Origin of the sequence: Streptomyces sp. BBFR51, assembly GCF_044591655.1 — a bacterium.
Taxonomy (GTDB): Bacteria; Actinomycetota; Actinomycetes; order Streptomycetales; family Streptomycetaceae; genus Streptomyces.
Map to the genome: position 1 here is coordinate 4398190 of NZ_CP172448.1, position 19634 is coordinate 4417823.

Consider the following 19634-nt stretch of genomic DNA (forward strand, 5'->3'; position numbering starts at 1 on the left):
GGTCGGTGGTGGAGAGCGGTCGGCCGCACGGGTCGGTGGTGGAGGGGGGTCGGCCGTGCCGGTGGGTGGTCGAGGGCGGCGGGCCGCACGGGTCGGTGGTCGAGGGCGGCGGGCCGTGCCGGTCGGTGGTCGACGGCGGTCGGCCGCACGGGTCGGCGGTGGAGGGGGGTCGGCCGCACGGGTCGGTGGTCGAGGGCGGCGGGCCGTGCCGGTCGGTGGTCGACGGCGGTCGGCCGCACGGGTCGGTGCTCGAAGGCGGCGGTGTCGGTCAAAGCCAGTACTCCGATGCCGGGCGAAGGTGCAGGGGCCGGGCGGGTGCCTCGGAGTGCGCGTCGGCCGTGGTGCGCAGGGCGTGTGTGGCCGCGTCCGCGAAGGCGGCGACGGCTGCGTCGCCGCGCCCCTTGGGCCAGGCCGCGGAGTGCCGCCAGCTCGGCGGGGCCCCCGCCAGCGGGCGCCAGACCAGGTCCTGGTCGCCGGGGGTCACGAGCCGGGTGTCGCGCGGGCCGAGGGCGACGGCCCCGGACGACAGCACCAGGCCGCGTACGAAACTGGCGCCCTGGCCGTGCCGCACGGCGGCGGGCGTGTAGCCGCCCCGGGCGCAGGCGGTGAGCAGGTCGTCGTAGACCGCGGGGGCGTCGGCGCGCGGGAAGAGCACCAGGTCGTAGCCGGTGAGCGCGGCGAGCGGCACCGCCTCCAGCTCCGTCTGCGGGGCACCGCGCGGCAGCAGGACGCCGAGGTCGCGGCGCAGCACCGGGCCCAGCTCCAGGCCGGTGACGTCGCAGGGGTGGTGGATGAGGCCGACGTCCAGCTCGTGGGCGGCGAAACCGGCGAGCTGCTGGGCGGTGGTCAGCTCGTGCAGCTCCAGCTCGAGACCGGCGTGGCGGCGCCGGAAGTCCGCCAGCAGGGCGGCGACGGTCTCGCCGGAGATGTCGGGGGACAGGGCGGCGCGCAGCAGGCCGCTCTCGCCGTCCCGGATACGGCGCGCGGCGGTCCGCAACGACTCGGCGCGGGCCAGCAGCTCACGGGCCTCGGCGAGCAGCAGCGTGCCCGCCTCGGTGATCGTCACCTGACGGCTGGTGCGCTCGAAGAGCCGGACGCCCAACTCCTCCTCCAGCCGCCGGATGCGCTGCGACAGGGGCGGCTGGGCCATGCCGAGACGGGTGGCGGCACGCCCGAAGTGTGACTCTTCTGCAACAGCCACGAAGCACTCCAGGTGCCGCACCAGGTCCACGAGCAGTAATCATATCGGGGATTGATCGATCCGACATCCATATGAATCTTGGACAGGGACCCGGCGGGGTTGCTCTCCTCGGGGCATGCGCTCCTTCCGTGACCTCGCGCTCCGCACCCGCCGTTGGCCCGGTGCGCTCGCCCTCGCCCTCGCGCTCCCCCTGGCCGGCTGCGCCGCCGACTCCGACCGCCCGGACGGGGCGCCACCGGCGAGCGGCTCGTCCGGCACCGCCGGCGGCACGGCGACGGCGACTCCGGCTCCGACTCCGGGCGCGGAGGTCCGCGCACAGCTCCGCGTGGACGGCCACACCCGCCCGTACCTCCTGCACCGGCCCGCCGCCGCCGACGACGGCCGAAGGCCCCTCGTCATCGCCTTCCACGGCCGCGGTGCCGACGCCGCCGAGCTGCGCGAGAAGACCCGGCTGGAGAAGGCCGCCGCCGCGCGCGGCATGCTGGTCGCCTTCCCCGAGGGCCTCGACCACGGCTGGGGCGCGGGCACCCGGGCGACGGAGCAGCGCCCCGACGCCGACACGGACGTGCGGTTCACCGAGGCGCTGATCCGGCACCTGGTCCGCACCGAGCGGGCCGACCCTGGGCGGGTCTACGTCGCCGGCTTCTCCAACGGCGGCTCGATGGCCCTGCGCATGGCCGCCGAGCGCCCCGGCCTGCTGGCGGGCGCGGCCTCGGTCTCCGGTCAACTGCCCGCCGGGGACGCCGCGGTGAAGCCCACGGGTCCCGTCCCCGTCATGGTCGTCTACGGCGCCGACGATCCCGTACGACCCCTTGCGGGCCTGCCCTCCCCGCCGCCGGACCCCGAGGAGCCGATCCTGCCGACCCTGTCGGCCCGGGACAGCGCGGAGGCCTTCGCGGCCGCCGGCGGCGCGGGTGACCCGGTCACGAAGGGCGAGAAGGGCTACGACCGCACGGTCTGGCGCCTGAAGGCCGCCGCGGACGAACCGGCCGCCACCGTCCAGCTCCTCGTCGTCGACGACGCCGGTCACACCTGGCCCGGTTCGACCGTCCCTCCGCCCAAGGGATTCGGCCCCGTCAGCAAGGCCCTGAACGCCACCGACACGATCCTCGACTTCCTCACCGGCACCGACACCGACACCGACACCGACACCGGCACCGGCACCGGCCGCTGACCTGTGACCCGCCCCGCCCCGCCCCGACCCGACAAGGACCTCGCCATGCCCGACAGCCCTTACGTCACCTCTCCTCGCCGCCGCAGGCCCCGCAACGGCGTGCGGGCCGTCGCCGCCGTGGGCGTCGTCCTCGTGATCGCCGCGGGCGGCTCGTACGCCGCCGGGTTCGGCCCCTTCGCGCGCGGCGACGACGGGCCCGACCCCGCCGCGATGAAACAGGCGCGCGCGTTCCTCGCCGACTGGGCCGCCGGCCGGATGCCGAGCGCGGCCGGCCGCACCACCAGCCCCGACAAGGCGCAGGAGGTGCTGCAGAGCTTCACCGCCGGACTCGACATCGAGGCACCGAAGCTGACGGCCGGGGACGGGGCGAAGGAGGCCGAGGACGGCACGCTCGGCGTCCCCTTCACCGCCCGGATGCCGATCACCGACCTGGGCACCTGGACGTACGAGTCGCGACTGCCGCTGCGCGAACAGGACGACGGCAGCTGGAAGGTGGACTGGCGGCTGTCCCTGGTGCACCCGCGGCTGACCGACACGGAGAAGTTCCGGCTGGAGCGCGAGGAGACGACCCCGCCCAAGGTCACGGACCGCGCGGGGACCTCCCTCTCGGGCGGCGAGTACCCGTCCCTGACCCCGCTGCTGGGCAGGCTCGCGGGCGGTGCGGACGGCGGTCCGCGCGGCGCGGTCGAGCTGATCGACCGCACCAGCGGCGAAACCGTGCGCACCGAGGCGTCCTTCGGCGAGAAGCCCGACCCGGCGAAGACCGACGCACCCGTACGCACCACCCTGGACGCCACCTGGCAGTCCGCCGCCGAGAAGGCCCTCACTGAGGCCGACGGCAAGAACGCTGCCCTCGTCGCCCTGCGCATCGACAACGGCGAGGTCCTCGCCCTCGCCAACTCCCCCTCCTCCGGCTTCAACCGCGCCGCCTCCGGCACGTACGCGCCCGGCTCCACCTGGAAGATCGTCACCAGCAGTGCCCTGCTGCTCAAGGGCGCGGTCGAGCCCGACGACGTCGTGGACTGCCCCAAGTACCTGACGGTCGGCAAGGAGTTCCACAACGTCGAGACCTCCGAACACCCCGGCGCCACCTTCCGCAAGGACTTCACCGAGTCCTGCAACACCGCCTTCATCAGCCTGCGCGGCAAACTCGACGACGGGGAGCTGGGCAAGGTCGCCCGCACCTACTTCGGGGTCGGCCAGGAGTGGCACATCGGCATCCCGACGTACGACGGTGCGGTGCCGGCGCCCAAGGACGAGACGGAGAAGGCGGCGTCGATGATCGGGCAGGGCCGGGTCCAGGCGAACCCGCTGATCATGGCGTCCGTGACGGCGACCGCGGTGTCCGGCGAGTTCCACCAGCCGTCCGTCACCGCCGGGACCGCGGGACGCACCGACGAGACCCGGACCGAGCCGCTCCCCGGCAAGGTGGTCACCCAGCTGCGCGAGCTGATGCGGGCCACCGTCACCGACGGCACCGCGCACGTCCTGGCCGACCTGCCCGGCGAGATCGGCGCGAAGACCGGCACCGCCGAGGTCTCCGACGACCAGGACAACAACGGCTGGCTGGTCGCGCACCGCGGCAACGTCGCCGTCGCCGTCGTGGTCGAGGAGGGCGTCACCGGCGGCGGCTCGGCGGGCCCGATCGTGCACAGCCTGCTGTCCGCCGTGCCGCAGGACCCGGCCTGACACCGGCCGCCGCCGCCCGCCGCCGCCCGCCTCAGCCGAGGCGCACCGGCAGTTCCGTCAGGCCCCGGAGCAGGGTGCTCGTCCGCCAGGTGAGCGTCGCAGGGTCGGCGGCGAGGGCGAGCGCGGGGTGCCGTTCGAGGAGCAGCCGTACGGCGACGGTGGCCTCGACGCGGGCCAGCGGGGCGCCGAGGCAGTGGTGGAGGCCGTGGCCGAAACCGAGGTGGCCCCGTGTCCGGCGGCCGATGTCGAAGCGGTCGGGCTCGGGGAAGTGGGCGGGGTCCCGGGAGGCGGCGGCGAGCGAGACGAGCACCGACTCGCCGGCCTCGATCCGGGTGCCCGCCAGCTCCAGGGGCTCGGCCGCGAAGCGGAACGCGGAGGCGTGCACCGGGGAGTTGTACCGCAGCGACTCCTCCACGGCGCTCTCGGTCAGGTCCGGGTCGGCGCGCAGCCGGTCGAGCTGGTCGGGGTGGGTGAGGAGGCCGTGCACGGTGGCGGAGATCAGGTTGACGGTCGTCTCGTGCCCGGCGACGAGGACGAGGAAGGCCATGCCGAGCAGTTCCCCGGCCGTGAGGGCGCCGCTGTCCTCGGCGGCGACCAGGTCGCTGAGCAGCGTGTCGTCCGGGGTGCGGCGCTTGTGGGCGGTCAGGCCGGTGAGGTAGCCGGTCAGTTCGCCGGCCGCCGAGGCCGCCGCCTCGGGCGAGGTGGGCATGACCAGCTCGTTCGACCAGGTGTGGAAGCCCCCGCGGTCGGCCTCCGGTACGCCCAGAAGGTCGCAGATCACCGTGACCGGCAGTGGCAGCGCGTACCCGCCGACCAGGTCCGCCGTGCCCGTGCCCGTGCCCGTGCGCGTGCCCGTGCGCGGCAGCGCCTCCAGCAGGTCGCCCGCGACGCGCTCGACGCGGGGCCGCAGCGCGGTGATCCGCCCCGGCGTGAAGTGGCCGGCGACCAGGTGGCGCAGGCGGGTGTGCTGCGGCGGGTCGCTCTGGAGCATGTTGTGGCCGATGGCGTGCCCGCCGTCGCTCTGCCAGGACGCGGAGTGCCGGATGTCGTTGCTCAGCCGCGGATCGGTGAGCGCGGCCCGCGCCGCGTCGCGCGTCACGACCAGCAGACTCTCCCCGCTGCCCGGCACGTGCACCCGGTGCACGGCGCCCTCGGCGCGCAGGGCGGCCAGTTCCTCGAGGGTGGGCGCGGTCATGGGACCTCCTGAGGTCGGCGACTGAAACGGGGAGCACTCCCCGTTTACGGCTCCGAAGATAGCATCGGCACGGAAGACGCGGGGAGCACTCCCCGGTTCGTACGACCCGGAGGGTGAGGATGACCGTCGGCGCACGCGACGGAGCGCCCCGGCAGCGACGCGACGCGCGGCGCAACCGGGAGCTTCTGCTGGAGGCGGCCCACGAGGTGTTCACGGAGTACGGTCTCGACGCGCCGCTCGACGTGATCGCGCGCCGGGCGGGGGTCGGCAACGCGACGCTCTACCGCCACTTCCCCACCCGCGCCGCGCTCGTGGACGCCGTGTTCCGGGACTCGCTGACGGGCACGATGGACGCCGGTGAGCGGGCCAGGCGGGCGCCGGACGCGTGGGCGGGCCTCACCGCCTATCTGGAGGTCGTCTTCAGCACGCTGGCCGCCGACCGCGGCTCCAACGACCTCATGACCACCCATCTGCGGGGCGTCGACAGCCTGGAGGCCGTGCACGAGCACAACCGCCGGACCGTCGACGCGCTGCTGTGCCGCTGCCGTGACGAGGGCACCGTCCGCGCCGACGTCACCACCGAGGACGTACTGTTCGCGCTCGCCGCGCTCGGCCGTGCGGTACCGGCGCTGACCGCCGCGACCGCGCCGGACGCCTGGCGCCGCCCCCTCGCCCTGTTCCTGGGCGGCCTGCGTACGACAGGCGCCCCGCCCCTGCCGGCGACGCCGCTGACCGCCGCGGAACTGGGCGAGGTCCTGCGGGAACTCGGCCCGCACCGCACCCGCGCCGGTGGCCGCGAGCCCGACGCGTGAGCCGGGCGGCGCTCACGCCCTGGGGCCGTGACGCGTGAGCCGGCCCGCGCTCAGCCCTGGGGCGTGCCCTGGCTGCCGGTGCCGGTGCCGGTGTCACTGCGGCTGCCGGTGTCCTCGCGCTTGACCGTCTCACCCTGGATGACGCGCGGAGCCTCCTGCCCGTCGGCGTCCGCCGGTGTCCGCTCCTCGTCCTTGGCAGCCCGGGCCTCGGCCTTGAGGATGCGGGCCGACTTGCCCGCCGAGCGGGTCAGCTCGGGAAGCTTCTTGACGGCGAGGACGGCAATGACGACGACGAGAATGATCACGAGTTCGCTCAGTCCGAACACGGCGCTCCCCTGATGGACGTACGGTGCGGGCCCGCGGCACGGGCCCACACACGGAATCTACGGCATGGCAGGGCCGGGGCCGCGGGAGTCAGAGGTCGAACTCGTGCGGCGGCAGGTCCAGGGCGTAGCAGGCCTCGCGGACCACGGCCCGCTCGTCCTTGTCGAAGTCCCCGTCGGCGCCGCCGATCACGATGCCGATCTGCACCACGGCCCGCGCCTCGGCGGGCTTCTTCTTCGCCTTGGCGATCTCCTGAAGGACGCCGACCTTGCCGAAGGCGAAGTCGGCGGTCAGCTTGTTCAGGTTGTCCTCGAACCGGCGGCGCAGGTCGTCGGCGGGGAAGTTCGCCAGCACCTCGTTGGTCGAGATCAGCTGCGCGACCCGCTGCCGCTCCGAGGGGTCGACGGTGCCGTCGGCGGCGGCGACCAGCGCGCACATCGCCATGCTCGCGTCGCGGAAGGCGCCGCTCTTGAGGTCGTTCTTCTTCGCCACGAGCTGCGTCTGCATCTGCGACGCGGACTCCTTGAAGCGGTCCCACAGGGCCATGAGAACTCCGTACGGGTCGGGAAGGCGAATCTCTACAGTGATGTAGAAGTTATCAGGCCTCCTCGTCGCCCCCGACGGCCGTTCCGACGCCGGGGGCGGCCTGGTGGCCGTACACCGCGTGGGAGCCGTACGACGCCCGGTGCTCGACCAGTTCCTGGATCCAGCCGTCGACGAGGGTGCTCCAGTCCTGCGGGCCGGCCGCGGCCTCGTGCGGGACGGTGAAGCGGCTGAGCGCGTCGTGGCCGTCGGAGAACGGGCCGCCGCGCTTGTCCGCCTCCAGCACCACTTCGAGGGCGCCGGACACGGCCAGGAAGGTCACCTCGATCTCGTTGACCTGGTGGGCGTAGCGCGGCGGCGGCGTCAGCTCGATCTCCTGGTGGAAGGGCAGCCGCTGTCCGGTGCCGCCGATGCGGCCGTACTCCAGGTCGGCCGAGCGGAAGCCGAAGCCGAGCTGTCCGAAGGCCTCCAGGACGGCCTCCTGGGCCGGCAGCGGTGCCACGGTCAGCGGGTCCAGGTCGCCCTTGTCCCGGGCGCCGGCGACCGCCAGCTCGGTGCGCACGCCGAGCACGATGCCCAGCGGCCGGCCGCGCACCTCGGTGACCGGCGTCTCCCAGGGCAGCGACATGGTGAACGGAACGCTTCGCCGTTCGCCCGCCGAGAGCCGGAAGGGCCCGCCGACGGTGTGCCGGTCGAAGGTGACGACGCCCTCGCCGTCCCCCTCCTCGCCGGGCCCGCCGTGCTCGGTCTCCACGCGGGCCACCAGCTCCAGTGCGACGTGCTCGACGTCGTGGCCGGCGGTGCCGCCGACGAGGTGGACCTCGCCCGACAGCGCGCCCCCCGGCCGGGCGCCCGGGTCGAGGACCGTGTCCACCGTGGGTCCGCCCACGCCGGGGGAACCGAGCAGCCGCTTGAACACCATCGAGGCGTTCTCTCCTTCACGTTCGTGCGGGGTACCGCGTTCGTGCGGGGAACAACCGGAACCGTCCGGCCGTTCTCTACAGGCGAGTAGAAGCATAGGGGTCCGAGGACTCCCGATCTCTTTGCTCGTCCTTTACCCTGTGAGGGAAACCTCGGGCGGCCGGCGACGGCCCCCACCGACCCCGTTAAGGAGTCCCGTTCCGTAATGGAGCCTCCCAGTACCGGCCGTGCCACGGTCGGCCCGCCAGTGCCCCTGCATGTGCGTGAGGGAAGCGGGGTGGCACGGTGACCGAGGTCCTGCTGCTCCTGCTGGCCCTCCTCCTCACCCTGGCCTGCGCCCTCTTCGTCGCGGCCGAGTTCTCCCTCACCACCGTCGAGCGCGGTGACCTGGAGCGGGCCGCCGAGTCCGGTGAGCGCGGCGCCGACGGCGCCCTGAGGGCCGTCCGGTCCCTGACCCTCCAGCTGTCCGGCGCCCAGCTCGGCATCACCGTGACCTCGCTGGTCATCGGCATGCTGGCCGAACCGTCGATCGCCGTGCTGCTGCGCGGCCCGCTGACGGCGATCGGCCTGGGCGGCGCCGCCTCGACGGTGGCGACCGTGCTCGGCGTGGTCCTGTCGACCGTCGTGCTGATGGTCGTCGGCGAGCTGGTCCCCAAGAACTGGGCGATCTCCCGCCCGCTGGCCGTCGCGAAGGTCGTCGCGGGCCCGCAGCGCGGCTTCACCACCGCGTTCGGCCCCTTCATCCGGCACCTGAACAACACGGCGAACCGAGTCGTGCGCCGCTTCGGCCTGGAACCGGCCGAGGAGCTGGCCTCCGCCCGCAGCGCCGAGGAACTGGTCGCCCTGGCCCAGCACTCGGCCGCCGAGGGCGCCCTGGAGGCGGACTCGGCGGAGCTGTTCGTGCGCACCCTGCACCTGAGCGAGCTGACCGCGGAGAACGTCATGACCCCGCGCGTGGACGTCAAGGCCCTGGAGGCCCACGCCACCGCCGCCGACGCCGCGAACCTCTCGCACGCCACCGGGCTGTCCCGCTTCCCGGTCTACCGGGGCAGCCTGGACGAGGTCATCGGCACCGTGCACATCCGCGACGTCCTGGCCCTGGAGCCGGACCGCCGCCGGGCGACCCCGGTCACCGACCTGGCCACCGCGCCCCTCCTCGTGCCGGACAGCCTGCCCGCCGACCGTCTCCTGGAGCGCATGCGCCGCACCCGCACCATGGCCGTCGTCATCGACGAGTACGGCGGTACGGCGGGCGTGGCGACCGTCGAGGACATCGTGGAAGAGGTCGTCGGCGAGGTCCGCGACGAGCACGACCCGGTCGAGATACCGGACCTGCTGCCCGCCCCCGCCGAATCGGACGGCCGCGCGGCCTGGGAGGCCGACGGCTCGCTGCGCCTGGACCACCTGGAGCGCATCGGCCTGACCGCGCCGGACGGGCCGTACGAGACCCTGGCCGGGCTGGTCGCCACCCACCTGGCGCGCATCCCCGCCAAGGGCGACGTGATCGACCTGGACGGCTGGCGCCTCGACGTCCTCGACGTCGACCACCACCGCGCCGACCGCCTCCGCGTCACCGCGCCCGCGCAGGCCGTGTCCGCCGTGTCGGCCGACCGGGAGCCGGAGGCGGCCCGATGACCGTCGTACAGCTGTTCATCGGCGCCCTGACGCTGCTGACCAACGCGTTCTTCGTGGGCGGCGAGTTCGCCCTGATCTCCGTACGCCGCAGCCAGATCGAGCCGCGTGCCAAGGAAGGTGACAAGCGGGCCCGGATGACCCTGTGGGGCCTGGAGCACCTGTCGGCCATGATGGCGACGGCCCAGCTGGGCATCACCGTCTCCTCGCTGGTGCTCGGCGCGGTCGCGGAGCCGGCCATCGCGCATCTGATGGAGCCGGTGTTCGAGGCGGTCCACATGCCGCACGCGCTGGTCCACCCGATCGCCTTCGCGATCGCGCTGGCCCTCGCCACCTACCTGCACATGCTGATCGGCGAGATGATCCCGAAGAACATCGCGCTGGCCGCCCCGGCGACCACCGCCCTGCTCCTCGCCCCGCCGCTGGTCGCCCTCACCCGGGCCCTGAAGCCGGTCGTCTTCGGCATCAACGCCTTCGCCAACACGCTCCTCAAGCTGCTGCGGGTGGAGCCGAAGGACGAGGTCGAGGCCGTCTTCACCGACGACCAGCTGGCCCGCATGGTGGTCGACGCCAGCGAGGCCGGACTGCTCACCCCGGCCGACGGCGAGCGCCTGCGCGACGCGCTGGAGCTGGGCACCCGCCCGGTCGGGGAGATCCTGGTCCCGGCCCAGAAGATGCGCACGGTCCCGTACACCGTCACCCCGGCCGAGCTGGAACGCATGGCCGCCGACGCGGGCTACTCCCGCTTCCCGGTCACCGGCCCCGGCGGCACCGTGCTCGGCTACCTGCACATCAAGGACACGCTGGGCCTCACCGACCGCGAGAGCCCCTTCCCGCGCACGGCCCTGCACCGGGTCACCCGGGTCCGCATCGACACCCCCCTCGACGACACCCTCACCGCCCTGCGCACCGAGGACAGCCACCTCGCCGCGGTCACCGGCGAGACGGGCGCGGTCCTGGGCTTCGTGACGATGGAGGACGTCCTGACGGAGCTGGTGGGTCCGACCTCACCGGTGGCCTAGGCCGATCCGCCGATCCGCCGATTCCGCCGGGACGCCTACCGCGTTCCGGCGGACTTCCGGGCCGCCACACCTGCGTGCTCCCTGTTCACCGTCGTGCGGGTGATAGTCGTCGGGGATGTGACGGCCGGTGAAGGGAGCGGAGATGGACGCCGGCGGTTCCGGGCACGTGCGGCACCTGCCACGGCGAGGTGCGACAGCCGTGCTGCTCGCCGCCACGTTCATGGGCATCCTCGACGTGCTGATCGTCAATGTGGCCGCCCCCTCCATCCAGCGCGATCTGCGGGCGGGGTTCTCCGACATCCAGCTGGTGATCAGCGGCTACGTGCTGGCCTACGCCGTCGCCCTGACCACCGGAGGACGCCTGGGCGGCGCCTACGGGCACAAGCGTGTCTTCATCACCGGCCTGCTGGCCTTCGCGGCGATGTCGACGGCGTGCGCGGTCGCACCCAACGTCGAGGCACTCGTGGTCCTGCGCATCGGCCAGGGGCTGACCGCGGCCCTGATGCTCCCCCAGGTCCTCGCCCTGATCCAGACCGTCTTCCCGCCGGAGGAACGCCCCCGGGCCCTGGCCCGGTACGGAGCGACCATGGGACTCGGAGCGATCGCCGGGCAACTCCTCGGCGGGCTGCTGATCGACCTCGACATCCTCGGCCTGGGCTGGCGTTCGGTGTTCCTGGTCAATGTGCCGGTCGGCCTGGCCGCCGCGGCCTGCGCCGCCGTCCTCCTTCCGGCGTCGCGGCCCGGACCGCGCCACCGACTCGACATTCCCGGCCTGTTGCTGACCGCCATCGCCATGACGCTGCTCGTCTACCCGCTCATCCGGGGCCAGGCGGGCGGCTGGCCGCTCTGGATCTGGCCGTCGTTCGCCGGCTCGGTGCTGGCGCTGGCCGCGCTGTGGCGCGTGGAGCAGAGATGCGCCCGGTCCGGCGGCTCACCTCTCCTGCAACCCTCCCTCCTGCGCAAGCGCGGGTTCAGCCTGGGCCTGGCCGTCGTCGTCGCCTTCTACAGCGGCAACTACGGACTGTTCCTGCTCCTCGCGTACGTGTTCCAAGAGGGCATGCACCTGTCGCCGCTCGGATCGGGCACGGCCTTCCTGCCGCTCGGCGTCGGGTTCGCCGCCGCATCGATGGCGGGCCGGAAACTGGTCGCCCGACACGGCAGGAACGTGCTCGTCGCAGGCGCCGCGGCCATGGCGGCCGGCTACCTCCTCCTCATCGTCACCCTGCTGCCCGGCCCCGCGCCGACCGCGCCCCTCGCGGCACTCGCCATGGCCCCGGCCCTGCTCGTCGCCGGCGCGGGCGGGGGGATCGTCGCGGCCCCCCTGGTCGGCAGCATCCTCGCCACCGTCCCCGAGCAGGACGCCGGCGCGGGATCCGCCGTCCTGCTCACCGTCAACCAGGCGGCCATCTCCCTGGGCGTCGCCGTCTTCGGCACGCTCTTCGTCGCCCTGCTCGGCACCGACCCGCAGGACGCGGCGGCGTCCACGCCGGTGACCGACTTCACGGAGGCGCTGATCGGCTGCTCGTGGCTCCTGGTGGCCCTGGCGGTGATCACCGGCCTACTGCTCCGACGCCTGCCGCGACAGGCGGGGTGAGCCGGGCGCGCTGCGCTTACGGTGGCGCGGCCGGTCGCGGCAGGCTGGTAGGGACGTCAGGGGTCGTGGGCCCCTGGAAGACGTGGGGCCAGGTCACCTGGGGCATTACCGGGAGCCTGGCCTGGCGCATGTCTGGGGCCCGTTCAGCGCACCTCCAGGCGGAAGACGGCGTCCTTGGGCAGCGCGTACCGGGCCTGCTGGACGGTGGCGACGTCGCGGGCGTTGAGGACCTGGTCGCGGGCCTCCATGAACAGGTGTTCCACCTCGAACCCGTGCAGCTCGCAGACCAGCAGGTTCAGGCAGTGCGCGCGGGCCCGCTCCTGTCGGCGCGGTCTCACCGGGGCGCCGACGGCGACGACGTGCAGCCCGTCGAGGGCGGCCACCGTCCGCGCCAACTCGCCGCGCTGGGCGGCGTCGGCCTTGGTCCAGTGCACCTTCGTCGAGGCGTGCCTCGCCTGCAGGCGAAGCATCCGCTTGCGGGCCTGGTCGCGGGCGTCGTCCTCGATGACCGCCGCGGCGATGATGTAGAACCCGGCGTCGTCGTGCTCCTGGAAGGACTCGTCCGACCAGGCCGTGCTCGCGCTCATTCGTCCGCGTCCTCGTCGGGCTCGTATCCGTCCCGGCTGCGCCGGCGCTCCCGCAGGACGTGAAAGCCGGGGTGATCACGCTTCCGTTTCTCGGCAGTCGCGGCAGTGGGTTTCGGTCTCGGGGGCGCGGAAGCCCCGGTCGCAGCCGTCGCAGTTGCGTACGGGGTGCCGGACGGGAGCCGGTGGGGCCGTCACCGTGGCCATGGCGCGGAACGGGGCCGGGGGCGGCAGCTTGTCGGCCAGACGGTGGGCCAGGAGAGCGGCCGGGCGGTGCAGAGGCTCGTCCGGGAGATTGGCGGTCAGGGCATGGCGTACGCGGCTGGGGAGGACGTCCCGCTCCAGCCAGGCCGCGACGCCGGGCGCCAGGTGGGCCGTGTCGGTGGCGGACAGCAGCAGCCGGGAGTCGTGTCGGCGCAGGTCGGCGAGGAGGTCGACGGCGGCCTGGAGAAGCCCGGGGACCTTGCAGCCGGGCTGCGGTACGGCGGGGAGCGCCTTGCGTCCCGCCGTACGGCGGGGGTGGGGCGTCCGCTGCGGTCCCGTGGCGGGGCATTCGGTGTCCGACCTCCGACGCCGGGCCCGGGGGTCGTTGCAGGAGACGGTGCGCGTGACGATACGGCCGTCGGGGGCCCGTTTGCGTTCGCGGCGCAGGTAGCCGTGGGCCTCCAGCTCTCGCAGGGCCGCGCTGATACGGACCGTGCCCTCCTTGAAGCGGGCGGCCAGGCTCTTGATGTCCACGGAGGTGCCGCCGCGCACCGACTGGACGTACAGGCCCAGGCCGATCGCCAGCAGGGACAGCTCCGGGTGCTGGGCGAGGTGGTTGCCGACCACCGTGAAGTTGGCGGTGTGGCGGACGTTGTCGTGGATGACCCCCGAACGGGGTCGATTGTCGTCAGCGGCGGACTCGGTGCGTGCGGGCACGCTAGGGTTTGGGGCAGCCATCCGGAAGCTCTCTTCTTCCTTGGTGGTCAGGCCCCCGCGAGGATCGCTAGTCCCCGACGGGGGCTGACATATGTCAGCGGTTGTTGCGCTGAGCGTAAGGGAGTTGGGGGTACCGAAATCCAGCCCGACCGGTGATGTTCACCCAGGCGGGTGACTCGACGCCGTGGGCGGGTGGGGTGGGGTTTGGAAGGGGTGTTTTCCCCAAGTCGTCCTTGGAGGGGGTCGCCCGCGACTCCGGAACGCGAGAACCCGGGTTCCGGTGTCAGCGCAGGGCGGCGGCGAACGCGGACCACGCCGCGTGGCCGACGAACAGGGCGGGGCCGTCAGGGCGCTTGCTGTCCCGGACCGGGACGACGTCGGGGAAACCGGGGGCGATTTCCACGCAGTTGCCGCCGTTGTCGCCGCTGTGGCTGCTCTTGATCCAGGTCGCCGCGCTCAGGTCGCAGATGCCCATGCCGCGCCGATCAGCGCAGGGCTGACGTGAAGGACGCCCAGGCGGAACGGGTGACGACCAGGGTGGGGCCGTCAGGGCGCTTGCTGTCCCGGACCGGGACGACGTCGGGGAAACCGGGGGCGATTTCCACGCAGTTGCCGCCGTTCTCGCCGCTGTAGCTGCTCTTGACCCAAGTCGACGCGCTGAGTTCGTGCCTGTCCATGCTGCCCGTACCCTTCCATCGTGTCGCCGATGAGGGCGAAAGTCTGGCGGGCTGACAGAACATCCGCCCTGAGCACATCATAGGTGTGGCTATGACGCGCGTAAGCGGCCGGATCCCGGTTGAAATGGCCACGGTCCGCTGACTCCGAGTACACCCATCGCTCCCTGCTGGGCAGCTCGATCAGCGACATGGAGACGTTGGGGCGGAGCAGTTCCGGGAAGCTCGCCGGTGCGACTTGAACACGGATGTTGGGGCGCCGCCCGAGGTCCAACAAGTGCGCGCACTGCTCCTGCATGACCTCCGGACTCCCTACGACGTTGCGCAAGCAGCTCTCGTCAAGGACAACGATGTAGGAAGGGCCGCTGCCGACCAGGAAGCGCTGCTGCCGACTCAGTCGCGCTCGCACGCGTTCCTCCAACTTGGGTCCGCTCGCGACGCGCGAGAACAACGCCCGCGCATACTCCTCCGTCTGCAACAGCCCCGGCATCACCCGTTCCTGATACTCCCGCAGCGCCACCGCCTCCGCGTCCATGTCGGCCCGGCGCTGGAACCAGTCCGGGTGCTCCACCTCCGGATACCAGTCGATGCGCCCCCACAACCGCGCCAACACCCCACCCGTGCCCAGTAGCTCGTCGCACGTCTTCGCGAACGTGTCCTGCGGCACCCGCGTCCCCGCCTCCACCCGGGCGATGTGCGACCGGTCGCAGGGGATACGGGCCGCAAGACCCTCCTGCGTGAGCCCCGCGGCCTCCCGGAAGTGCCGCAGTACCTCGCCGAACACGGCGGCCGTACTCGCGCCCGAGCCACCGGCGTTGCGTCGCCCCACGGTCCCCCGCCTCCCCCCTGCGTGACAGTGGACGTGTGTCACGCGTCAAGCGTTGATACCGACGATTCCCCTGCGCAACTCTCAATACACCCAGAGTCACGGAGGTTGCACGATGGAACCGGGAACGCTCGTCTACGACCCGCGCACCCGCAGGGTCGGTGAGTACCGGGGTGTGGCGGGGCCCTGCGCGATGCTGCGACCCGTCGGCGGTGGCCGGGAGTGGCAGGCCGACCCCGCGCTGATCCGGGCGGCGACGGCCGAGGAGAAGCTGAGCGCGGGTGTGCGCGCGGCCAACGACCGGTCGCGTGACGGGGTGTTGACGGCATCGCCGCTGGTCGACGTGGGGCCGCCGCCCGAGCCGGTCGCCGGCTGCGCCACCTGCGCCGGGCTGGCCGAGCGCCGCGCCCACGCACGGGCCGCCGGTGACGGCAGCGCGGAGACCGACGCCGACGTGCTGCTGGACCGGCACCGGCGGCGGGAGCACCGTGCCCGCCGGCTCTTCCGGTTCGTACCGTTCGCGATCGTCCAGGACCCGACGGCGCTGCCCGAGTACCAGGCGCACTGTGTGTCCGGGGACGACGCCGACTGCGGTGCGACGTCGGGACCCTGCGTCGCCCCGGGGGACGTCGAGGAGTGGCAGCGCGGGCACACCCGGGACACCGGGCACACCCGCTACCGCCGCTGTTTCGCCGACTACGCCGTGCTGGAACGCGTGGAGCTACGTTCCTGAGCCGGGCGGATGTGCTGCTCAAGCTGCCCGCAGCGCCTCCGCCGGAGGCGTCCGCAGGGCGTGCCGGGTGGGCAGCTCGATCGTGAGGTACGACGTCAGCACCACCGTCGCGGCCACCGCCGGGAGCAGCCAGGCGGGGCCCGCCGGCCAGGGGTGGCCGAGGAAGCCCTGGCCCAACAGGGCGAGCGGGACGGCGGACAGGAGCAGGCCGGAGACGAGGGCGGCGGCGGCGATCACCGCGGCCTCGCGGCGCATCATCGCGCGGATCTGCCGCGGCGTCGTACCGACCAGGCGCAGGGCGGCTATCTCGGCCCGGCGCTGGGCGGTGGCGGCGACCAGCTTGTTGGCGATGCTCAGGAGCAGGTAGCCGAGCAGGACGACGATGGTGGCCAGGTTGATCCACACCTCGGGCGGCGCGTCCGCTCCGGTGTCGTCCGGGGTCGTGCTCGCGACCGTCAGGCCGGTGCGGTCGGCGGCCAGCGCGGCCAGGGCCCGCCCTGCCTCGGACGTGCCGTCGGTGCGGACCAGGACGCGTTGGTCGAGGCCGGTCGTGGTGTGCCCGGCGGCCAGTTGGCGGGAGAGGACGACGGGGCCGAAGCCCAGCCCGCGGTCGTACACGGCGACGACCCGGGCGTCGACCCGTGCCCCGTCGCCGAGCACGAGGCGTACCCGCTTGCCGAGGCCCGCGTCGCGCGTGCGGGCGGCTTCGGCGCTGACGGCGACGGTCGCGCCGGTCAGGCGGTCCAGGCCGCCGTCCGTGACGCCCAGGTCCACGACGTCACGGGCGTCCGGGGCGAGGATCATCGCCGAGGCGGACTCGGCCGCGGGTTCGCCGAACTGCTCGTACTCCCACACCACCGTGGTCGTCCCGGCGGGCGCCGCCGACCGTACGCCGGGCACCTGCCGTACGGCCGTCAGGGTGTCCGCGGGCAGTCCGCCGAGGCCCGGCGCGGACACCTCGTACTGGGCGGGGGTGCCGGTGCGGGTGTCGTCCGAGGTGGCGGCCAGCACCGTGGTCTGCGCGAAGGTGTACGTCAGGACGAACACGACCGCCATGGCCAGCGGGCTGACCACGCCCGACAGGCGCAGGGCGTAGGCGCGCGTGTTGGACAGCGCCAGCCAGGTCGGGGCCGCGACCCCGGGCCGCAGCCGCCGTACGGCCGCCTCGCCCGCGCCCTTGACCAGCGCCGGTCCCGACAGGGCCAGGCCGATCGCGGCGACGATGCCCGCGATGGACGTGGCCGAGGCCCCGATGACGGTCCTGGACAGCAGCGGTGCCGCCGCCAGTGCGCAGGCGCCGAGGATCAGCAGCAGTCCCGCCCGCGTCCGGACCCGGGACGGGGTGCGCGGTTCGCTGCGCGACTCGGCGACCGCCTCGGTGGCCGGCATGCGGGAGGTGCGCCAGGCCGCGCACCGCGCCGAGAGCTGTACGGCCGCCGCCACCAGGAGCAGCGTGGCGAGCGCGGGCAACGGGCTGATGGTGAGGGGGAGTTCCTCGGGGAGTACGCCGCGGTCGGCCAGCAGCTCCCGGAAGCGGCCCGCGAGCAGGTAGCCGACGGCCACGCCCGGCACCAGGGCCACCGCCGCGACGACCGTGGACTGCGCGGCGGCCAGCCGGCGGATCTGCTTCGGGGTCGCCCCGACGGCCCGCATCAGCGCCAGGTCGCGGCGCTGTCCGGCGATCGCCACGCCCAGCGCGCCCGCGACCACGAACCCGGTGATCAGCAGCACGATCCCGGCGAGCGAACCGGCGAGCAGGACCAGCAGCGAGCGCGCCGAACCGACGCCGGGCGACACCGCCTCGCCCCGGTCCGCGCCGGTGACGACCTGGAGGCCCGTGCCGGCCACCTCCTCGCGGACCGCCGAGGCGACCCGCTCCCCGGCGCCCTCGTCGACCCGGAGACCGACCAGGTCGACGGTCCCGGCGCGCGGGCCCCCGCCGCCGGCGTCGCGTCCGGCCAGGGCGGCGGCCGTCCCGTCGGCGAAGTAGACGCCGGCCGCGTCCGGGGCCTCGATCACCGCGGAGACCCGGTAGGCGGCGGCGGGGCGGCCGGCCGCCACGACCCGGACCCGTTCGCCGACCGCGAGGCCCGTCGCCGCGTCCACGGCGACCTCGCCCGCGCCCGTGGGCGCCCGGCCCTCGACGCGCGGGTGGGCCAGCAGCCGCGTGGAGGACCAGCCGTGGCCCGCCGTCGTGGGGTCCTGGGTGGCGGGTACGACCTGGCCGTTTCCGTTTCCGTCTCCGTCTCCGTCGATCAGCGCGGCCGGGAAGCCGATGTCGCCGACCGCCGTGGTGACGCCGGGCAGGGCGGCCAGCCGGTCGACGAGCCGGCCCGGTACGGCGGCCCGCTCGGGCAGCGCGATCGGCAGGTCGCCGCTCGGGTGGAACTCCTGGTCTGCGGCGACCACGACGTCCGCGCCGCCGAGCCGTCCGGGCGGCAGCTGGGAGCGGAGCCCGGACTCGGCCAGTACGCCGGTGGTGGTGATCAGCGCCGCGCCGCCCAGGACCGCGCAGGCCACGGCGAGCAGTGCGGAGATCCGGTGGGCGGCCATGCGCCAGGCGAGATGCAGCATGGTCTACCGCTCCCCCAACGCCACGAGGCGGTCGGCGAGTTGTGGCGCGCTCGGCCGGTCGAGGGCCTCGACCACCCGGCCGTCGGCCATCACCAGCGCGTGGTGCGCGCGGGCCGCCGCGGCCGGGTCGTGGGTGACCATGACCACCGTCTGACGCAGGTCGTCGACGAGCGCGCGCAGCAGGTCCAGGACCTGGTGGGCGCTGCGCAGGTCCAGCGCGCCGGTCGGCTCGTCGGCGAAGACGACGGCGGGCTTCGCCGCCAGCGCCCGTACGACGGCGGCCCGTTGCTGCTGGCCGCCGGACAGCTCGGCCGGGCGGTGCGACAGCCGGTCGGCCAGCCCCACCCGCTCGGTCAGCGTGCGCAGCCAGTCCCGGTCCGGGCGCCGGCCGGCCAGCCGCAGCGGCAGCGTGATGTTGTCCTCGACGCTGAGCGAGGGGATCAGGTTGTACGCCTGGAACACGAAGCCGACGCGTTCGCGGCGCAGTTCGGTGCGGCGGGTCTCGTTCATCCCCGAGATCTCCTGCCCGTCGATGCGGACGCTGCCCGACGTGGGGGAGTCGAGGCCGGCCGCGCAGTGCATCAGCGTGCTCTTGCCGGAGCCCGAGGGCCCCATCACGGCGAGGAACGTGCCGTGCTCCACGGTGAGCGACACGTCGTCGAGGGCCCGCACGTTCCCCGGGTACGTCCTGGTGACGTTCGCCAGCGCGATGGCGGGCGCCCGGCGCGCGGTGGCCGTCGTGAGGGCGGTGCTCATCGACGTCCCCGCAGACCGCGCAGGACGAGCGTGCCGGCGGCGAGCGCGGTGACCACGCCGCAGGCCAGGTGCACCAGGACGGAGGCACCGGCGAAGGAGGCGACCATGTTGGCGACCACGCTGAGCACGACGACGGCCCACAGCAGCGTGCGCAGCACGTCCCCGCGGGAGACGGCGTCCGGGCCGTCGCCGTCGCCGTCGCCGGGGTCGGGGTCGGTGCGGGGTGTGCCCAGGCGGTAGGGGTCCTGATGCGTCATGGCTGCGTCCTCCGTGGGTTTCGCTCTCGGTCGCCTTCGACGCTCTCGACGCTATGGACCGGGGCCCCCTCCGGACGATCCCGTGGGCGCCCGGCCCGAGGTACAGCAGGCTGTACCTTTCGGCTCCGGACCCGTCGCCGGGGCGCGCGGCGGCATAGGGTCGGGCACTCCCGAGAGGGCGGACGGCCCGGAAGGAGGCGCG

General features: G+C 73.9%; 20 protein-coding genes. 7 read left to right on the forward strand and 13 right to left on the reverse strand.

The window, feature by feature from the left end; genetic code table 11:
- Positions 1–268: 268 nt before the first annotated feature.
- Positions 269–1201: a LysR family transcriptional regulator gene (locus tag ACGH7X_RS20030; RefSeq protein ID WP_399886759.1), complete on the reverse strand. Its 933-nt coding sequence runs from the start codon at positions 1199–1201 to the stop codon at positions 269–271.
- Between the two features lie 115 nt (positions 1202–1316).
- Here ACGH7X_RS20030 and ACGH7X_RS20035 point away from each other — a divergent pair, with 115 nt between their 5' ends.
- Both ACGH7X_RS20035 and ACGH7X_RS20040 read left to right on the forward strand, forming a co-directional pair.
- On the forward strand, positions 1317–2375 hold the full coding sequence (locus ACGH7X_RS20035) for an alpha/beta hydrolase family esterase (RefSeq protein ID WP_399886760.1): 1059 nt from the start codon (positions 1317–1319) through the stop codon (positions 2373–2375).
- Positions 2376–2420: 45 nt separating this feature from the next.
- Positions 2421–4064, forward strand: a complete 1644-nt coding sequence (locus ACGH7X_RS20040) for a penicillin-binding transpeptidase domain-containing protein (protein ID WP_399886762.1) — start codon at positions 2421–2423, stop codon at positions 4062–4064.
- 31 nt (positions 4065–4095) lie between these two features.
- On the opposite strand, the gene ACGH7X_RS20045 is transcribed toward ACGH7X_RS20040, so the two are convergent.
- Positions 4096–5259 (reverse strand): cytochrome P450, encoded by a 1164-nt coding sequence (locus tag ACGH7X_RS20045; RefSeq protein WP_399886764.1) that lies wholly within the window; start codon positions 5257–5259, stop codon positions 4096–4098.
- Between the two features lie 119 nt (positions 5260–5378).
- Here ACGH7X_RS20045 and ACGH7X_RS20050 point away from each other — a divergent pair, with 119 nt between their 5' ends.
- The gene (locus ACGH7X_RS20050; protein WP_399886766.1) at positions 5379–6071 is read left to right on the forward strand and encodes a TetR/AcrR family transcriptional regulator; all 693 of its coding nucleotides are present in this window, start codon (positions 5379–5381) and stop codon (positions 6069–6071) included.
- Between the two features lie 50 nt (positions 6072–6121).
- Here the strand turns inward: ACGH7X_RS20050 and ACGH7X_RS20055 are convergent, their stop codons facing one another.
- The 3 genes from ACGH7X_RS20055 to ACGH7X_RS20065 form a co-directional block, all read right to left on the reverse strand.
- Positions 6122–6397: a twin-arginine translocase TatA/TatE family subunit gene (locus ACGH7X_RS20055; protein WP_399886767.1), complete on the reverse strand. Its 276-nt coding sequence runs from the start codon at positions 6395–6397 to the stop codon at positions 6122–6124.
- A gap of 88 nt (positions 6398–6485) precedes the next feature.
- On the reverse strand, positions 6486–6941 hold the full coding sequence (locus ACGH7X_RS20060) for a tellurite resistance TerB family protein (protein WP_399886769.1): 456 nt from the start codon (positions 6939–6941) through the stop codon (positions 6486–6488).
- 52 nt (positions 6942–6993) lie between these two features.
- Positions 6994–7860, reverse strand: a complete 867-nt coding sequence (locus ACGH7X_RS20065; RefSeq protein WP_399886770.1) for a sporulation protein — start codon at positions 7858–7860, stop codon at positions 6994–6996.
- Between the two features lie 284 nt (positions 7861–8144).
- On the opposite strand from ACGH7X_RS20065, the gene ACGH7X_RS20070 reads away from it, so the two are divergent.
- The 3 genes from ACGH7X_RS20070 to ACGH7X_RS20080 all read left to right on the forward strand — a co-directional run bounded on the left by ACGH7X_RS20070 (position 8145) and on the right by ACGH7X_RS20080 (position 12107).
- A complete protein-coding gene (locus tag ACGH7X_RS20070) occupies positions 8145–9494 on the forward strand; it encodes a hemolysin family protein (protein WP_399886771.1) in 1350 nt (449 codons plus the stop codon).
- On the forward strand, positions 9491–10513 hold the full coding sequence (locus tag ACGH7X_RS20075) for a hemolysin family protein (RefSeq protein WP_399886772.1): 1023 nt from the start codon (positions 9491–9493) through the stop codon (positions 10511–10513). The genes ACGH7X_RS20070 and ACGH7X_RS20075 overlap by 4 nt, the downstream gene beginning before the upstream one ends.
- A gap of 199 nt (positions 10514–10712) precedes the next feature.
- Complete coding sequence (locus tag ACGH7X_RS20080; RefSeq protein ID WP_399886773.1) at positions 10713–12107, forward strand: MFS transporter; 1395 nt, start codon at positions 10713–10715, stop codon at positions 12105–12107.
- 143 nt (positions 12108–12250) lie between these two features.
- On the opposite strand, the gene ACGH7X_RS20085 is transcribed toward ACGH7X_RS20080, so the two are convergent.
- The 5 genes from ACGH7X_RS20085 to ACGH7X_RS20105 all read right to left on the reverse strand — a co-directional run bounded on the left by ACGH7X_RS20085 (position 12251) and on the right by ACGH7X_RS20105 (position 15115).
- Positions 12251–12694 carry a hypothetical protein gene (locus ACGH7X_RS20085; RefSeq protein ID WP_399886774.1) on the reverse strand — a complete coding sequence of 148 codons (444 nt, stop codon included), beginning with the start codon at positions 12692–12694 and terminating at the stop codon, positions 12251–12253.
- 75 nt (positions 12695–12769) lie between these two features.
- A complete protein-coding gene (locus tag ACGH7X_RS20090) occupies positions 12770–13633 on the reverse strand; it encodes a helix-turn-helix domain-containing protein (RefSeq protein ID WP_399886775.1) in 864 nt (287 codons plus the stop codon).
- Positions 13634–13895: 262 nt separating this feature from the next.
- The gene (locus ACGH7X_RS20095) at positions 13896–14087 is read right to left on the reverse strand and encodes a DUF397 domain-containing protein (protein WP_399886776.1); all 192 of its coding nucleotides are present in this window, start codon (positions 14085–14087) and stop codon (positions 13896–13898) included.
- Positions 14088–14097: 10 nt separating this feature from the next.
- On the reverse strand, positions 14098–14211 hold the full coding sequence (locus tag ACGH7X_RS20100) for a DUF397 domain-containing protein (protein ID WP_399897198.1): 114 nt from the start codon (positions 14209–14211) through the stop codon (positions 14098–14100).
- Positions 14159–15115, reverse strand: coding sequence for a Scr1 family TA system antitoxin-like transcriptional regulator (locus ACGH7X_RS20105; RefSeq protein ID WP_399886777.1), 957 nt, complete (start codon positions 15113–15115; stop codon positions 14159–14161). The genes ACGH7X_RS20100 and ACGH7X_RS20105 overlap by 53 nt, the downstream gene beginning before the upstream one ends.
- Before the next feature lie 112 nt (positions 15116–15227).
- Between ACGH7X_RS20105 and ACGH7X_RS20110 the strand changes: the two genes are divergently transcribed.
- Entirely contained in the window at positions 15228–15845 is a 618-nt protein-coding gene (locus tag ACGH7X_RS20110; protein ID WP_399886778.1) for a hypothetical protein, read from the forward strand.
- Between the two features lie 18 nt (positions 15846–15863).
- Here ACGH7X_RS20110 and ACGH7X_RS20115 read toward each other — a convergent pair whose 3' ends face one another.
- From ACGH7X_RS20115 to ACGH7X_RS20125, 3 genes are read right to left on the reverse strand one after another with little or no spacing between them, the layout of a single operon-like run.
- Positions 15864–18419, reverse strand: a complete 2556-nt coding sequence (locus ACGH7X_RS20115) for an FtsX-like permease family protein (protein WP_399886779.1) — start codon at positions 18417–18419, stop codon at positions 15864–15866.
- Between the two features lie 3 nt (positions 18420–18422).
- A complete protein-coding gene (locus tag ACGH7X_RS20120) occupies positions 18423–19175 on the reverse strand; it encodes an ABC transporter ATP-binding protein (RefSeq protein WP_399886780.1) in 753 nt (250 codons plus the stop codon).
- The gene (locus ACGH7X_RS20125) at positions 19172–19432 is read right to left on the reverse strand and encodes a hypothetical protein (RefSeq protein ID WP_399886781.1); all 261 of its coding nucleotides are present in this window, start codon (positions 19430–19432) and stop codon (positions 19172–19174) included. Before ACGH7X_RS20125 ends, ACGH7X_RS20120 begins: the two co-directional genes overlap by 4 nt.
- Positions 19433–19634: the final 202 nt, after the last annotated feature.

What these genes read in the sequence shown, in the direction of transcription:
- ACGH7X_RS20120 (WP_399886780.1), bottom strand. Translation starts at nt 19,175, where the DNA reads ATGAGCACCGCCCTCACGACGGCCACCGCGCGCCGGGCGCCCGCCATC.
- ACGH7X_RS20050 (WP_399886766.1), top strand. Translation starts at nt 5,379, where the DNA reads ATGACCGTCGGCGCACGCGACGGAGCGCCCCGGCAGCGACGCGACGCG.
- ACGH7X_RS20115 (WP_399886779.1), bottom strand. Translation starts at nt 18,419, where the DNA reads ATGCTGCATCTCGCCTGGCGCATGGCCGCCCACCGGATCTCCGCACTG.
- ACGH7X_RS20060 (WP_399886769.1), bottom strand. Translation starts at nt 6,941, where the DNA reads ATGGCCCTGTGGGACCGCTTCAAGGAGTCCGCGTCGCAGATGCAGACG.
- ACGH7X_RS20110 (WP_399886778.1), top strand. Translation starts at nt 15,228, where the DNA reads ATGGAACCGGGAACGCTCGTCTACGACCCGCGCACCCGCAGGGTCGGT.
- ACGH7X_RS20045 (WP_399886764.1), bottom strand. Translation starts at nt 5,259, where the DNA reads ATGACCGCGCCCACCCTCGAGGAACTGGCCGCCCTGCGCGCCGAGGGC.
- ACGH7X_RS20040 (WP_399886762.1), top strand. Translation starts at nt 2,421, where the DNA reads ATGCCCGACAGCCCTTACGTCACCTCTCCTCGCCGCCGCAGGCCCCGC.
- ACGH7X_RS20090 (WP_399886775.1), bottom strand. Translation starts at nt 13,633, where the DNA reads ATGGCTGCCCCAAACCCTAGCGTGCCCGCACGCACCGAGTCCGCCGCT.
- ACGH7X_RS20075 (WP_399886772.1), top strand. Translation starts at nt 9,491, where the DNA reads ATGACCGTCGTACAGCTGTTCATCGGCGCCCTGACGCTGCTGACCAAC.
- ACGH7X_RS20085 (WP_399886774.1), bottom strand. Translation starts at nt 12,694, where the DNA reads ATGAGCGCGAGCACGGCCTGGTCGGACGAGTCCTTCCAGGAGCACGAC.
- ACGH7X_RS20095 (WP_399886776.1), bottom strand. Translation starts at nt 14,087, where the DNA reads ATGGGCATCTGCGACCTGAGCGCGGCGACCTGGATCAAGAGCAGCCAC.
- ACGH7X_RS20065 (WP_399886770.1), bottom strand. Translation starts at nt 7,860, where the DNA reads ATGGTGTTCAAGCGGCTGCTCGGTTCCCCCGGCGTGGGCGGACCCACG.
- ACGH7X_RS20125 (WP_399886781.1), bottom strand. Translation starts at nt 19,432, where the DNA reads ATGACGCATCAGGACCCCTACCGCCTGGGCACACCCCGCACCGACCCC.
- ACGH7X_RS20035 (WP_399886760.1), top strand. Translation starts at nt 1,317, where the DNA reads ATGCGCTCCTTCCGTGACCTCGCGCTCCGCACCCGCCGTTGGCCCGGT.